The organism is Desulfovibrio sp. 7SRBS1 (genome assembly GCF_049723905.1).
Lineage (GTDB): Bacteria > Desulfobacterota > Desulfovibrionia > Desulfovibrionales > Desulfovibrionaceae.
The window spans coordinates 2,911,334-2,925,132 of record NZ_JBJKFD010000001.1 but is presented as its reverse complement, the minus strand read 5'-3'; the positions used below and the strand labels follow the sequence as shown (position 1 = coordinate 2,925,132).

Annotated in this window: 10 protein-coding genes; 6 read left to right on the top strand and 4 right to left on the bottom strand. The window is 57.7% G+C overall.

Annotated elements, in window-relative coordinates; translation table 11 throughout:
• Positions 1-446 precede the first annotated feature (446 nt).
• Complete coding sequence (gene uvrA / locus ACI0FJ_RS13225; protein WP_424304298.1) at positions 447-3,197, bottom strand: excinuclease ABC subunit UvrA; 2,751 nt, start codon at positions 3,195-3,197, stop codon at positions 447-449.
• 194 nt (positions 3,198-3,391) lie between these two features.
• Between uvrA and purD the strand changes: the two genes are divergently transcribed.
• Together purD and purE are read left to right on the top strand one after the other, a co-directional pair.
• Complete coding sequence (gene purD, locus ACI0FJ_RS13220; protein ID WP_424304296.1) at positions 3,392-4,669, top strand: phosphoribosylamine--glycine ligase; 1,278 nt, start codon at positions 3,392-3,394, stop codon at positions 4,667-4,669.
• A gap of 1 nt (position 4,670) precedes the next feature.
• On the top strand, positions 4,671-5,153 hold the full coding sequence (gene purE / locus ACI0FJ_RS13215) for a 5-(carboxyamino)imidazole ribonucleotide mutase (RefSeq protein WP_424304294.1): 483 nt from the start codon (positions 4,671-4,673) through the stop codon (positions 5,151-5,153).
• Positions 5,154-5,639: 486 nt separating this feature from the next.
• On the opposite strand, the gene ACI0FJ_RS13210 is transcribed toward purE, so the two are convergent.
• Positions 5,640-5,810 carry a hypothetical protein gene (locus tag ACI0FJ_RS13210; protein WP_424304292.1) on the bottom strand — a complete coding sequence of 57 codons (171 nt, stop codon included), beginning with the start codon at positions 5,808-5,810 and terminating at the stop codon, positions 5,640-5,642.
• Between the two features lie 186 nt (positions 5,811-5,996).
• On the opposite strand from ACI0FJ_RS13210, the gene ACI0FJ_RS13205 reads away from it, so the two are divergent.
• Complete coding sequence (locus ACI0FJ_RS13205) at positions 5,997-6,893, top strand: LysR family transcriptional regulator (protein WP_424304290.1); 897 nt, start codon at positions 5,997-5,999, stop codon at positions 6,891-6,893.
• Between the two features lie 275 nt (positions 6,894-7,168).
• Here the strand turns inward: ACI0FJ_RS13205 and ACI0FJ_RS13200 are convergent, their stop codons facing one another.
• A complete protein-coding gene (locus ACI0FJ_RS13200) occupies positions 7,169-7,729 on the bottom strand; it encodes a hypothetical protein (RefSeq protein ID WP_424304288.1) in 561 nt (186 codons plus the stop codon).
• Complete coding sequence (sfsA, locus tag ACI0FJ_RS13195) at positions 7,717-8,421, bottom strand: DNA/RNA nuclease SfsA (protein WP_424304286.1); 705 nt, start codon at positions 8,419-8,421, stop codon at positions 7,717-7,719. The genes ACI0FJ_RS13200 and sfsA overlap by 13 nt, the downstream gene beginning before the upstream one ends.
• Positions 8,422-8,896: 475 nt before the next feature.
• Between sfsA and ACI0FJ_RS13190 the strand changes: the two genes are divergently transcribed.
• From ACI0FJ_RS13190 to ACI0FJ_RS13180, 3 genes are read left to right on the top strand one after another with little or no spacing between them, the layout of a single operon-like run.
• Positions 8,897-9,904 (top strand): efflux RND transporter periplasmic adaptor subunit, encoded by a 1,008-nt coding sequence (locus ACI0FJ_RS13190; protein ID WP_424304284.1) that lies wholly within the window; start codon positions 8,897-8,899, stop codon positions 9,902-9,904.
• 6 nt (positions 9,905-9,910) lie between these two features.
• Entirely contained in the window at positions 9,911-13,117 is a 3,207-nt protein-coding gene (locus ACI0FJ_RS13185) for an efflux RND transporter permease subunit (protein WP_424304282.1), read from the top strand.
• Positions 13,110-13,673, top strand: a complete 564-nt coding sequence (locus tag ACI0FJ_RS13180; RefSeq protein WP_424304280.1) for a TIGR00730 family Rossman fold protein — start codon at positions 13,110-13,112, stop codon at positions 13,671-13,673. The genes ACI0FJ_RS13185 and ACI0FJ_RS13180 overlap by 8 nt, the downstream gene beginning before the upstream one ends.
• The last annotated feature ends 126 nt before the right edge of the window (positions 13,674-13,799 follow it).

The following is a 13,799-nucleotide window of genomic DNA, read 5'->3' as shown; positions in this document are numbered from 1 at the left end:
CGGCCTCAAGGGGCCGCAGGTATCTTGCAAGATGTCTTTGCCGCCTCATTGCACCAAGTCAGGTGAGATAGCACCCTTGCGCCATAGGTTTGTAAGCTGCATTTGCAGGTCTTCCTGCATCGTTATGCCACGCCCCAATTCTTGGGGACGTGGCAAATGAAAGTCCATTGATGATGAAATTCTGAGGGCGTACGTCAACTAGGTGAGTGACGAGCTTACGTATGCTAAAGCGCCTCAAATGTAGGCTTAACAGGTGGCCTTGAAATTTAAGGAAAATAATTGGTTACTGATGGGGGATGACGCTATTCCCCCCCCGGCTGCGTAAGTTTTGTTCCCGGCAAGACGAAAAGAGGGATTGGGGACCGAGGATAGGAGCAAAGTCTCCATCCCGGTCCCCAATCCCTCTTTTTCAACGCCGCTGGGGCAAAAATCGCGCAGCCGCCCCCTTATTTCACTAAAAATCCACCCGTAACACTCTTAGGATTGGCTGCCAATTCTTCCGGCGTCCCCTGCGCCACAATCTGGCCGCCGAATTCACCGCCGCCGGGTCCGAGGTCGATGACGTGGTCTGCCGCGGCAACAACATCGAGGTTGTGCTCGATGACGACCACGGTTGCGCCCTTGTCCACCAGCTGTTGCAGCACCTGAATGAGCTTGCCGACCTCGTGCATATGCAGCCCGGTTGTGGGCTCGTCCAGAATATAGAGGGTACCGGGCAGGCTGCGTTTGCCGAGTTCGCGGGATATCTTGATGCGCTGGGCTTCGCCGCCCGAAAGGGTGGTGGCGGGCTGTCCCAGGCGGATGTATTCCAGCCCCACGTCCTGAAGTACCTGGAGCCGACGCATCAGGGGCGGGTGGTTTTCAAAGAATTTGCTGGCCTGGCGCACGGTCATGTCCAGCACCTCGGCGATGTTCAGTCCCTTGAAGCGCACGTCCAGGGTCTCGCGGTTGTAGCGTTTGCCCTTGCACACGTCGCAGGTCACGTACACGTCTGGCAGAAAGTGCATTTCCACCCGAATCTGTCCGTCGCCCTTGCAGGCCTCGCAGCGTCCTCCGGGCACGTTGAAGCTGAAGCGGCCCGGTTTGTAGCCGCGCTGTTTGGCTTCCTTGGTGCCGGTGAATATCTTGCGGATCTCGTCGAAGATTTTCGTGTAGGTGGCCGGGTTGGAACGCGGGGTGCGGCCGATGGGCGTCTGGTCTATGGAAATGATCTTTTCCACCTGCTCCAGGTTCTCGATGCCCGAAAGCTGGCCGGGGTTGTCCACCTTCACACCCTTGGCAAGCGCGATGTGCTTGTACAGCGTGTCCACCACCAGGGACGACTTGCCCGAGCCGGACACGCCCGTGACGCAGGTGAGGCAGCCCATGGGAATGGCGCAGTTCACGTCCTTGAGGTTGTTGGTGCGCACGCCTTTGAGCGTGATGTGGCCCGTGGGCTTGCGCCGCTGTTCCGGCTGCTCGATGGCAATGTCGCCGCGCAGGTATTTGGCGGTCAGGGACTGGCCCTTGTCCAGCAGGTCGCGCACCGTGCCCTGAAACACGGCTTCGCCGCCCAGCCAGCCCGAGCCGGGGCCGAGTTCCACCACGTGGTCGGCGGCCAGGATTGTTTCCTCGTCGTGCTCGACCACCAGCACGGTGTTGCCCCGCTCCTGCAACTGGCGAAGCGTCTTGATGAGGCGCTCGTTGTCGCGGGGGTGCAGGCCGATGGACGGTTCGTCCAAAACATAGGTAACGCCCACCAGCCCGGAGCCGAGCTGTCCGGCAAGGCGGATGCGCTGGGCCTCGCCGCCGGAAAGGGTGGCCATTTCCCGGTGCAGGTTTATGTAATCCAGCCCCACGTTGGAAAGAAACGCCAGCCTGTGGGTCAGCTCCTTCATGAGCGGTTCGGCAATAAGTGCGTCGCGGCCCTCGAAGGTGCGGCCCTGCAGCCAGTCCAGGGCGCGGTTGATGGGCAGGGTGGTGAACTGGTGCATGTTCAGGTCGTCCACGCGCACGGCCAGAGCTTCGTCGCGCAGGCGCGCCCCGCCACAGTCCGGGCAGGGGCGGCTTTGGCGGAAGCGGGCCAGCTCGTCACGCCAGATGGGGCCGAACTGCATTCCCTGCTCCAGCAGGGGAATCACACCCAGCCATTGCACTTCCGGATCGCCGTTGAACAGGGCGTTCCAGGCCTTGTCGGAAAATTCACCCAGCGGGGTGTCCAGGGTGAAGCCGTAGTGCTTGCCCAGTTTTTTCAGGTCGTCTTCCTGGCGGGACAGGGCCTTGGGGTTTTTCCAGGGCAGAATGCCGCCTTTGCGGATGGACAGCCCCTTGTTGGGGGCAATGAGCATGGGCTCGAAATAGTCCAGGCTGCCGATGCCCGAACAGCGCGGGCAGGCTCCCTGCGGGCTGTTGAAGGAAAAAAGCTGCGGCGAAAGCTTGGGCAGGCTGATGTTGCAGTCCGGGCAGGAGGAAAGCGTGCTGAAAATCTTTTCCTCGCCACCCACCACGGCGGCGTGCACTCGTTCGTCCCCCCATTTGAGAGCCAGCTCCAGGGAGTCGGCCAGGCGCGAACGCATGTCTCCCTTCACCACCAACCGGTCTATGACAAGATCGATGCTGTGGCGTTTGTTCTTTTCCAGGTCTGGCACGTCGTCCAGCAGCATTACCTCGCCGTTCACGCGTACGCGCATGAATCCGTGCTTTTTGAGGTTTGCCAGCAGGTCCTTGTGCGTGCCTTTTTTGCGCTCAACCACCGGGGCAATCAAAAGAAATTTGGTGCCCGCCTCCATCTCCATGATGCGGTCCACGATCTCGTCGGGCGTCATGGCGGCAATGGGTTTGCCACAGCCGGGGCAATAGAATTTGCCCAGCCGGGCGTAGAACACGCGTAAAAAGTCGTATATTTCCGTTACCGTGCCAACCGTGGAACGGGGGTTGCGCGAACCGGCCTGCTGCTCCAGGGATATGGCGGGAGAAAGCCCCTCGATCTTGTCCACATCGGGTTTGTCGAGCTGGGGCAGAAACTGGCGGGCGTAGGCGGAAAGCGATTCCACGTAGCGCCGCTGCCCTTCGGCATAGATGATGTCGAATGCCAGGGTGGATTTGCCCGACCCGGACGGACCGCAGATGACGACAAGTTTGTCGCGGGGTATGTCCAGGGTGAGGTCTTTGAGGTTATGCTGTCGTGCGCCGTGTATGCGAATATATTGGTGTGCCATGGCGAGGAATGTAATCAGGAATTATTCTTTGTCCAGCAGAAAGAAGGGCACTCAATCCGCCTGCGGCCGGAAAGCACGGGGCAGAGTGCCGAGGGCACCCGAATCCGTTGCTTTTGCCCTTGTGTTTCAGTACCTTGATTTTTTTATCAACAGGCTGCCGAACACTCTCCGGCAGCTCGCCACGGGAGGACGCTGTGAATATACTTTTGATCGGTTCGGGAGGGCGGGAGCACGCCCTGGCCTGGAAACTGGGCCAAAGTCCGAAAGCCGGAAAGATCTATATTGCGCCGGGCAACGGCGGTACCGCCCAGTGCGGCATTAATGTGGACATTCAGGACGACGATGTGCGCGGCATCGTGGATTTTGCCAAGTCCAACGATATCGGTCTTGTTGTGCCCGGACCGGAACTGCCCCTTACCCTTGGGCTGGCAGACGCCCTCAAGGACGCGGGCATTCCCTGCTTCGGTCCTTCGGAATACTGTGCCAAGCTGGAGGGCAGCAAGTCGTTTGCCAAGCAGGTGATGCTGGAAACCGGCGTGCCCACTGCGCATTTTGCCATGTTCCGCGACGCGGACCGGGCCCTGGAGTTCATCGAGGAAAAAGGCGTGCCCCTGGTGGTCAAGGCCGACGGCCTGGCCGCGGGCAAGGGTGTCATCATCTGCGAAAGCAAGGAACGCGCCCGCCACGCCATTGAGCAGATAATGGTCCACAAGCAGTTTGGTACCAGCGGCGACAAGGTCATTATCGAGGAAATGCTGGTGGGCGAGGAAGTTTCGTTTCTGGCGTTTTCCGATGGCCGCAACATCAAATGCATGCCTTCCAGCCAGGACCACAAGGCCGTGGGCGAGGGCGACACCGGGGCAAACACTGGCGGCATGGGCGCGTACAGCCCGGCCGGTCTGCTGCCCGTGGACCAGTACGAAATCATGGCCGAAGAGGTCATTACCCCTATCATCCGCTACATGGAGGCCAAGGGGCATCCGTTCGTAGGTGTGCTTTACGCCGGGCTGATGATGACGGAAAACGGCCCCGGCGTTCTGGAATACAACGTCCGCTTCGGCGATCCCGAGTGCCAGCCGCTTATGATGCGTCTGGATTCCGACCTGCTGGAAATCATGCTGGCCTGCACCCAGGGCAAGCTGAACGAGGTCGATGTGAAGTGGCGTGACGACACCGCCCTGTGTGTGGTCATGGCTGCCAAGGGCTATCCCGAAGCCTATCCCAAGGGCATGCGCATCACCGGCATCGAACGTGCCGAGAACAGCGTCGGGGTCAAGGTCTTTCAGGCCGGAACCAAAGAGGAAGGCGGTATCGTCTCCTCCGGCGGACGCGTGCTGGGTGTAACAGCCTTGGGCGACGACCTGGCACAGTCCCAGGAAAGGGCATACCAGGCCGTGGATATAGTGAATTTCGAGAACAGCTACGTCCGCCGTGATATCGGAGACAAAGGCAAGAAATGGGAGAATTCCTGAAATGAAACGTGTTGCCATATTCATAGGTAGCGCGTCGGACAAGGATACAATGCAACCCTGTTCCGATGTGCTCGGTTCCCTCGGAATCGATCACCTGTATACCATAACTTCGGCGCACCGCACTCCGGAGCGTACCGCCCAATTGGTGGCGGAGTTGGAAGAGCAGGGCTGTGACGTCTTTATCTGTGCTGCCGGCATGGCCGCGCATCTGGCCGGTGTGGTGGCTTCCAAGACCATCAAGCCCGTCATTGGCGTGCCCCTCAATGCCTCGCCCCTGCAGGGCATGGATGCGTTGCTGGCCACCTTGCAGATGCCTCCGGGATTTCCCGTGGGCACTGTTGCGCTGGATAAGCCCGGTGCAAAGAATGCCGCCTACATGGCTGCCCAGATTCTGGCCCTGCACGATGCCGAGCTGGCCGACAAGCTCAAGGCCGTGCGCCAGGGCTTTAAAGACTCCGTAGAGAAGGCGGCAGCAGAAATGTAGGCAGGGGCTCTGCCCCTGCACCCCGCCAGGAGGCACGGCCTCCTGGACCTGCGAATATTCAATAAAAACTCCCTGCAACACGAGCGTGTTGCAGGGAGTTTTTATTGAGAGATAAATGATGAGATTCAATTGTAAAAGAAAAAGGATGTGGCAGGAGTTGTATCTGTCGCGGCCTTTTATATGTAAGGCTTTTGCTAAGGGCAAAAACTAAAAAAGAGGAAGAAAGTTTGTTTTGAAAGGCAAAAAATTGGGGAAGGTGCAGGGAAGAGGTGTGCTGTATAGCTTTGTGGGAACCGAGTTCGGGGAACGCCCATTGCCCTAAGCTCTTCTGTCGAGTAAGGACACATAAATGTTCCTTATGGGAACTGGCTGGGCGCTTTTTTTTTGGGTGGTAATGGGAGAATTCTCCCGCCCAAAAAGGGAGCGCCCGTGACGGTGTGCCGGCCGTCACGGGCGCTACGGAGGATGAAGCCTGTGAATGGTTCCTTAATTTAACACGGAGATGGCCACGGTAAGTCCCATGGCGACGCAGATGTGAAAAAATACCTTCATGGTTCCGACAATTCCCGGCCCGGCAACTCCTGTCTGCGGTGCAGTGGTGTCCTCGGGCGTGATGAAATACTTGAGCAGTTCTACGGGGCCTTGTACGTTTACCATATTCTTACTCCGTGCGGTTGAAAGATTTCTCTCGGCAACCTTGTGAGCCTTTTGAATTTTTAACCGCGTCAGCGGTTCCTGCATTCCTGCACTCACTGGCTGAACAAATAGGCATTTACAGCTTGGCCGTCCAATGGATTGTCTTTATGATGTTATAAATTTGGCTTATAGCTGTTTTTGAAAAATATGGAATTATACCAGATACAATCATTCCTTACTGTAGCTGAAGAAGGCTATCTGACCAAGGCGGCAAAACGCCTGTGCGTCACCCAACCCGCGGTTTCCATGCAGCTCAAGACCCTGGAAGACGAACTCGGGGTAAAGTTGTTCGAGCGGACCAATACGGGCATGAAACTGACGCGGGAAGGCAGCCGGTTGCTGACCAAGGCCCGCAAGGTTGTCGGTGCCGTGAATGACTTCAGCGACCTGGCCCGCTCTCTGCGGCGCGAAGCCAGCGGCGTGGCCCGCATAGGCCTGTGCACCGATACGAAATTTCTCCGCATCATGGATCTGACCACCCGTATGAAAGAGGATTTCCCAGGGGTCGAGGTGCACCTGCTGCAGAGTATGTCGGAAACCGTCCTCTCCCAGGTGCGTTCCGGTGATATGGAAGGCGGCTTCCGCTTTGGCGATCCCCCCATCCAGCGCGATGTGGACAGCATCAAGCTTGCCCAATTCAATCTCGTGGTCGTGGGACCGGCGGATTGGGCTGGCCGTCTGCACATGGCGGAAACCTGGAACACCCTCATGGATTTTCCCTGGATCTGGCTTATTCAGGAATGTCCCTATTGCCGCATTGCCGAAAACAAGCTCTTGTCCGTGGGGCTGCCCCACAAGCCGCCGGAAGCCACCATTGTGGACCACGAAGACGTGATTTCCGCATTTGTGGAAGCAGGAAAAGGAATAAGCCTCATGCGCGAGGATGAAGCCCGCCTTGCCAGCAAGGAAGGCAAGGTTGTCATCTGGGACAAGGACAGCCTCTCCACCCAGGTCAACTTCATCTATAAAAAGAAACGTGCCGCTTCTCCGGTCATCCGTGCCCTTATCCAAAGCGTACGCCAGGTCTGGCAGTTGGAAGACTGAACCGGCTGGTCCGCAGGGCTTTTTGCGCAAGCCGCCCCCGAAAATATAATGAAAGAAAAAGTCGCGGTTCTGATTTCTTTGGTTTTCAGCGCGGGGAAGGCCGTTTGAGCAGAATTGGCAGGCCTTCCCTGTAAAAACCTTCCAACAGCTTGCGTCATAGGCAGAAGTCGTATGGCATTTGGCCGTGCGTAAAAGTCGCCTCCTCCCCTCCATAGGCAGTCAAAAGACCGCGTTATAACGTCTCCTTTCGCTCCGGACCGGCATAAACAGCGGGTTTATAAGGCTGCGGCCGGGGGCGAAAGTTTGTGACGCAAAGAGCAACTGGATATAAAAGTTGATAAAATATTCCAATTATGACTTTTGCTGGCTGCCATAAAAAAGACAGAGCTTTTTATTCTTGCGCAAGGTCTTTGGCGTGGGCGCATCTTTTGAATCAAGACCATGAAATGAAACCGGTATGTACTGGGGAATGTGAAATAAAGAATTAATTCAACGGGTATTGACTCAAAGCGAATCAGGCGTAGTTTGCTGAAAAAAAGGAGGATCTTGCTGTGGTTTCTGAATGGCTTTTTACTGAAGGGGTTGTATTTTTCTGTGCCTTGGTTCTGTTTATCCGCTGCATGGAATTTACTTTCTCCCATCTGCCCGCATTTTTGAGCACACTGCGCCGGGAAATAAACAAACTGGAAAGAATTTCCACATTCTTTTCCGTTCAGGACTTCTACTGCTTTTTCCCTGTCAGCCGTTTTTACAGAAAAGCATAAACCATCCTTGCCCCGCTTGCGGTAGGCCCAAGACAGTGGCCAACCCCATCCGAGACATTTTAATTCCTCCATACCGGTAGTCTGCGGTCAAGCCCCACACCTTGCGGCGTTACTTTTGCCGTGTAGGGCCACGCTTCCACGCCTGCGTCAAGCGCCTGATAAAAAAGGCTGGCATATTCCGGGTCGATGTAATCGGCCGGGGCAAAGCAGTGCGCACCCGCCAGAGATACCAGGTAAAACCCTGCCACGCGCAGGCCCTGGGCTGCCAGGGCCATGAGTTCGCGTAAATGCTTTTGCCCGCGCACGGTTACGGCGTCGGGAAAGGCTGCGCTATTGTCTTCCACCAGGGTCACGTTTTTGGCCTCCACCCATATATCGCCGCCAGGGCTTTCAAAGCGCGCGTCCAGCCTGGACTGCCCCACCTTGGCCTCGCGCTGCAGTTTGGTGGCTTTTGCCAGCTCTGGCAGAGCGCGGTGCTCGAATGCCGCGTAAAGGATCTTGTTGGGCATGGAGGTGTTCACGCAGCACCAGTCGTCGTTTGCGTACACCGCTTCCAGGGTCCATGGCAGTTTGCGCTTGGGGTTGGGCGATTTGGAAATCAGCATTTCCTCCCCCGGCCGCAGCAGGCCGAGCATGGAACCGGAATTGTTGGTGTGTACCCAAAATTTTTCCGTCCCGTCTTCCACCAGCACCAGAAACCGCTTTTCGCGGCGGACAAAACGTACCTGCCGAATGGGCTGTTCAAAGGGAACCAGAATATCCATACAATAGTCTCCAAAATGCAATCTGGATGATTACAAGTACCAATTTTGCAGGCAAATGCCCCATCCGGTCTCAGAATCAGTTCTCTTTTGACAATAATTTACAATTTTACAAAACAAACATGGTTTACTCTTTGCACCGGGCCTTTTATACGTACAATCTAATGCCGAGACACCTGCGTATCGACCTGGCCCCGGAGAGACAAAGATTTTAAGATGATGCCTGAAGTTTAACCTGTTGCCCGGCTTTCTTTGTGCCTGTCATGTATTGTGCGTACTGGCTGCGGCTTACCCGAACATAGTGAATTCGCGCGGAACAATCCACGGCTGTAAGGGCTGCTCTTCCTGCCGCGTCCGCGAAAGCTGCTGTGTGTATGCGTGGCGCCGGTTCCGGGCCGTGCGTCCTTTGGGGGCCTGTGCTGTTTTTCAAATCGAATGGACGCTTGTCCGAAAAAAATTGTGTGGAGTAGGAAGCGACATGAGCCATTCAAAGCTGGCCGCAATCCTTTTGGTTTTGGTTGTTTTTTTCAGTGCCGCGCCGTGCCCGGCGGCTCAGAATGCTACGGCTGTTGCCCGGCCTGCGCTCATTGAGCAGACCCTTACCGGCTATACCCGTGCCCGCCATGTTATGGAGGTTGCCGGAGAAGAGGCCGGGCGTTGTCTCAGGGTGCTGGCCGATGTGGGCGATACCATCCCGGCCAGCGGTATTTTCGCCGTGCTCGATACCACGTTCATCGATCTTTCCATCCGCAAGAACCAGGCAGACCAGAAGCGCATCCAGAGCGATGTGGACTACAACGTCAAGGAAACCGACCGTTATTCCACGCTGGTGCAAAAGGAACTTGAGGACCAGTCCACCTTGGACGAGCTGATCAGCCACCGCGATACCGCGCTGCAGCAGATGGAAGCCCTGAAAATAGAAGAGGCCAACCTCAGGGAGCGGCGGACCCGTTTCGTTATCAAGGCGCGCCCGGGCTGGCGGGTGACCGAACGCCTGGTGGAGCCGGGCGAGTGGGTTTCCGCCGGAAAGGTTGTGGGCAAGGCGGCCGATTTCAGCACGCTGCTGGTTCCCTTTGCCTTTACTCCGGAGGAATTCGGATTTTTGCGCAGGCAGGCCGACGAAGCAAAGCTTTTTTTCCCGGACGAGGGCACCAACGGCAAAATCATTTCTGCCAAGGTGGAGCTCGTATCCCCGGCCTTTGATGCCGTGACCAGGAAAATCAAGGTGGATCTGGCCGTTTCCGAGGGGCTGAAGGAAAAACGTGGCGGACTGCGCGCCGTTCTTTCCGTGAATTTGCCCGACCCTTCCGGAGCCGTGTTTCTGCCTGCCTCCTGCGTAAAGGAACGCTACGAGGAATATTGGGTGACCCCGGAAAAGGGTGAGCCCGTGCGTGTTGTGTTTTTGGGCCATGGCCCGGATGGACAGGTCCGGGTGCGTTCTCCCCAGGTGCATCCGGGGCAGCATTTCCTTTTGCAGCCGGAGTAGCCGACCATGCGTCTTTTTTTGAAGTTTTTCCTGCGCCAGACCGTTCTGGTCAATCTTCTTTTTGTGCTGTGCATGCTGGTGGGCGTGTTTGCGCTGGGCGAACTGCCCGTGGAGCGCTACCCCAACGTGCGCATGGGCGACGTGCTCATCACCACTATTTTGCCCGGTGCTTCGCCACAGGACGTGGAAACCCTCATCACCCGCGAGATTGAAAAGGCCGTCGATGATCTGGAAAACATCGAATACATCCAGTCCAAGTCGTACCGCCAACGCTCCCAGGTCCGCGTAAAGTTCATTGACGACACGGACTACGACAGCCAGTACGACGAGCTGCGCCTGAAGGTTCTGGGCGTGATGAAGGAACTGCCCGAAGGCATAGATCCGCCAAGTTTCATGCAGGTGGACGTCAGCGAGTGGCTGCCCGCGGTGAACATCAATCTGGTGGGCGACCGTTCCAACCGCGCGCTTTCCCTCATGGCCGAGGAGATGAAGGTCGAGTTGCGGCAGATTCGTGGCGTCAAGGAAGTGGACTTGCAGGGCGAGTTCACCCGCGAGTTCCATGTGGACCTGGACCCCGCCCTGCTGGAACGCTACGGCCTGACCTTTGACGAGGTCGCCTCCGCCCTTACTGAGGCCAACCTGTCCGTTCCCGCGGGCAACTACGAGAACGAATCCGGCGAGTTCGTGGTGGTTGTGGACGAGCGTTTCCGCTCCCGCGAGCAGATTGCCGAAACCATCATCCGCCGTGACCTGGACGGGTCGTTCGTTACGGTGGGCGATGTGATGCGTGATGCCGGCCTGTCGTTCCGCGACCCCGCGGTCATCAGTACGGTCAACGGACAGGATAGTGTCACCCTGCGGCTGCTCAAGTCGCCGGAAGGCAGCGCTCTGGACATCATCCCCACCGCGCTGAAGATAGTGGACCGCTTCAAGCCCTCCCTGGAAAAGGAAGGGGTGAAGGTGGTCATCAGCCAGGACCAGCGCATCAATATCGACGACGCCCTGAACACCCTCGGCTCCAACATGATCATCGGCATCGTGCTGGTGGGGCTGCTCATTTTCGTGTTCATGGGGCTGCGCAATGCCATCCTGACCACAGTGGGCATTCCGTTCTCCTTTCTGGTGACCATGATATTGATGTGGCTTACGGGCAACTCCCTCAACGAAATCACCCTGTTCTCCTTTGTGCTGGTCTCCGGCATCATCGTGGACGACGCCATTGTGGTGGTGGAGAACATCTACCGCCATGTGCAGGAGAAAACCCCCCTGCGCGAGGCCGTGATAAACGGCACGGCGGAAGTGGCTATTCCCGTCATAGCGGCAACGTCCACCACGGTGGCCGCCTTTTTGCCCATGCTTATGATGACAGGCTCCACCGGCGAGTTCTTCGCCCAGATACCCATTGCCATTTCCTACGCCATTGCCGCGTCGCTCTTTGAAAGCATCATCATCCTGCCTGCCCACTTTCTGGACTGGCCCGGTGCCAGGCGCATGGTGCACACGGCCCACTACACCCATTCTGCAGACAACGAACGGGCCATCATGGCCGCGATACGGCGCGCCACCCAGGGCATTGTCAATTTCACCCTGCGCCACAGGTTTGTGTGCCTTTTTCTGGTGGTGGCGGCCTTTGCCGCATCCATCGTCATCATGGGGCTGTCCATATCCGGCAAGGTTCCACTCATACGCATCAAGTTTTTCCCGGACGAGTACACCCAGTACTTTGTGGAGGCCGAAGGCCCCATGATCACGTCCATTGAAAAGACCAACGAGAAGCTCAAGGAAATCTCCAGCCTGCTGCTCAGCCGGGGGCCGGGAGAATCCAAGGCCATTACCGGACAGGCCGGGTTTGTCATCGACGAGGACTACCAGCCGGAATATTCCAACAACCTCGGCCACCTGGCCGTGGAGCTTCCGCCCAAGGACCAGTACGCCTTCAAAGACAATCCAGACAACGATCCGGTGCTGCATCTGGAGAACATTCGCAAGGCCCTTGCTCCATTGGCCGTGGACGGCTGGAGCTTCAATGTGCGGGCCGAACCAGGCGGGCCGCCCGCAGGCAAGGACATCAACATCCGCGTGGTCGGGCCCAACCCGGAAAACGTGGGCAGGCTTGCCAAGGCGGTTTCCTCCTTTCTGGAAAACGACCCGGCAATCGGTCCCGCCCTGGTCAACTTCGGAGACGACCAGGGACGCCCCAACCGTGTCTATCGCTTCAAGGTGCTGGAAGACAGAACAGCGGAATACGGCCTTACCAAGGCCCTGGTGGGGCGGTTGGCCGGAAGCCTGCTGGACGGGCGGTATGTGGGGGAATTCAGAACCTCGGACGACGACATAGACCTGAAGTTGCGCATAGCTCCCGAGCTGCTGCCCCAGCCCCAAGACGCCCTGGACATCCCTGCCATACAGGATGCGTACGGCCCGGTGCGGCTGCGCGACCTGGTCAGCGTGGAGGCCTATACCGAGCCCAATCTGCTGGCCCGCTACCAGAACAACCGGGCCATAACCCTGACCGCCAATCTTGATCCGGCGGCGCGGCTGTCGGTTCCCTTTGTGGTCAACAAGGTTAAGGAGTACTATGCGACCATCGAAGGTGAGTACCCCGGCGCGGACCTGGGCTTTTCCGGACAGTTCGAGTCCACGCAGCGGTCGTATACCTCGCTGATGTACGCCTTTCTGGTGGCAGTTCTCGTTATTTACCTGATTCTTGCCACGCAGTTCGGATCGTATGTTCAGCCCGTGATCATTCTTAGTGCCGTGGTGTTTTCACTCATCGGCGTTGTTTTCGGCAAACTCGTCACCCAGGGGCTCTTTACCATCAACAGCTTTATCGCCACGGTGGGCGTTACCGGCGTGGTGGTCAACGATTCCCTGGTGCTTATAGACTTCATCAACCGGGCCTATAAAAGTGGAATGAACCGCAAGGCGGCCATACGCGAGGGAATCCGCGTGCGGCTGCGGCCCATTTTGCTGACCACGCTCACCACGACCCTCGGGCTGTTGCCCATGGCCGTGGGCATCCCGACGTACTCGGTAGTCTGGGGAACCATGGCTTCGACGTTCGTAACCGGGTTGTGCACCGCCACCTTCCTGACCCTGTTCATAGTGCCTATAGAATGGGACATCCTCATGGGAATCAAGGAGTGGGCGGCCCGGCGCGCCGGAAAAAACTCCGGTGGACCCGACAATGCGGAGGATTCTGAAAATGCGTAATGTGTGCGTGTTCCTGGGCTCTGCCCATGGGAACGACCCCATATATGAACAGACCGCCAAGGACCTTGCCCGCGCCATTGCCGGCCGCGGCCTGGAACTTGTCTACGGCGGGTCCAATTCCGGGCTCATGGGGGTGTTGGCGACTACCGCAATGGAAGCCGGAGGCGAGGTTACCGGCGTTATTCCGCAAGGTCTGGTGGACAAGGAAATAGCCCATCCCAACCTGACGCGGAGCCATGTGGTTGCGGACATGCTGGCCCGCAAAAAGACCATGATAGAATTGTCCGAAGCATTCGTAATCCTGCCCGGCGGGCTGGGCACCTTGGACGAGCTGTTCGAGGTGGTCACCTGGTGCCAGCTGGGGCTGTCGAAAGCCCCTTGCGGACTGCTCAACGTCAATGGCTATTACGACCATCTCAATGGTTTTCTCGACCGGATTGCCGAGTCCGGCTTTGTGGCCCAGAGGCACCGCGACATGATCCTGTGCCATGAGGAGCCGGAGGCTTTACTCGATATGTTGGAAAGGGCGGAGGTACCTACGCCCAAGTTCGGCTAACCGCCTGCGGAAGATAGGGTGGAATTGGACCAGAGGCGCCGCCTCTGGACTCCGGTCAGGGCGCTGCCCCGACACCCCGCCAGGGCCATCATGGCCCTGGACCCGCGGAATTTGTGACCGAAAGGG

What these genes read in the sequence shown, in the direction of transcription:
- ACI0FJ_RS13210 (WP_424304292.1), bottom strand. Translation starts at nt 5,810, where the DNA reads ATGGTAAACGTACAAGGCCCCGTAGAACTGCTCAAGTATTTCATCACG.
- purE (WP_424304294.1), top strand. Translation starts at nt 4,671, where the DNA reads ATGAAACGTGTTGCCATATTCATAGGTAGCGCGTCGGACAAGGATACA.
- uvrA (WP_424304298.1), bottom strand. Translation starts at nt 3,197, where the DNA reads ATGGCACACCAATATATTCGCATACACGGCGCACGACAGCATAACCTC.
- ACI0FJ_RS13205 (WP_424304290.1), top strand. Translation starts at nt 5,997, where the DNA reads ATGGAATTATACCAGATACAATCATTCCTTACTGTAGCTGAAGAAGGC.
- ACI0FJ_RS13190 (WP_424304284.1), top strand. Translation starts at nt 8,897, where the DNA reads ATGAGCCATTCAAAGCTGGCCGCAATCCTTTTGGTTTTGGTTGTTTTT.
- sfsA (WP_424304286.1), bottom strand. Translation starts at nt 8,421, where the DNA reads ATGGATATTCTGGTTCCCTTTGAACAGCCCATTCGGCAGGTACGTTTT.
- ACI0FJ_RS13185 (WP_424304282.1), top strand. Translation starts at nt 9,911, where the DNA reads ATGCGTCTTTTTTTGAAGTTTTTCCTGCGCCAGACCGTTCTGGTCAAT.
- ACI0FJ_RS13200 (WP_424304288.1), bottom strand. Translation starts at nt 7,729, where the DNA reads ATGGAGGAATTAAAATGTCTCGGATGGGGTTGGCCACTGTCTTGGGCC.
- ACI0FJ_RS13180 (WP_424304280.1), top strand. Translation starts at nt 13,110, where the DNA reads ATGCGTAATGTGTGCGTGTTCCTGGGCTCTGCCCATGGGAACGACCCC.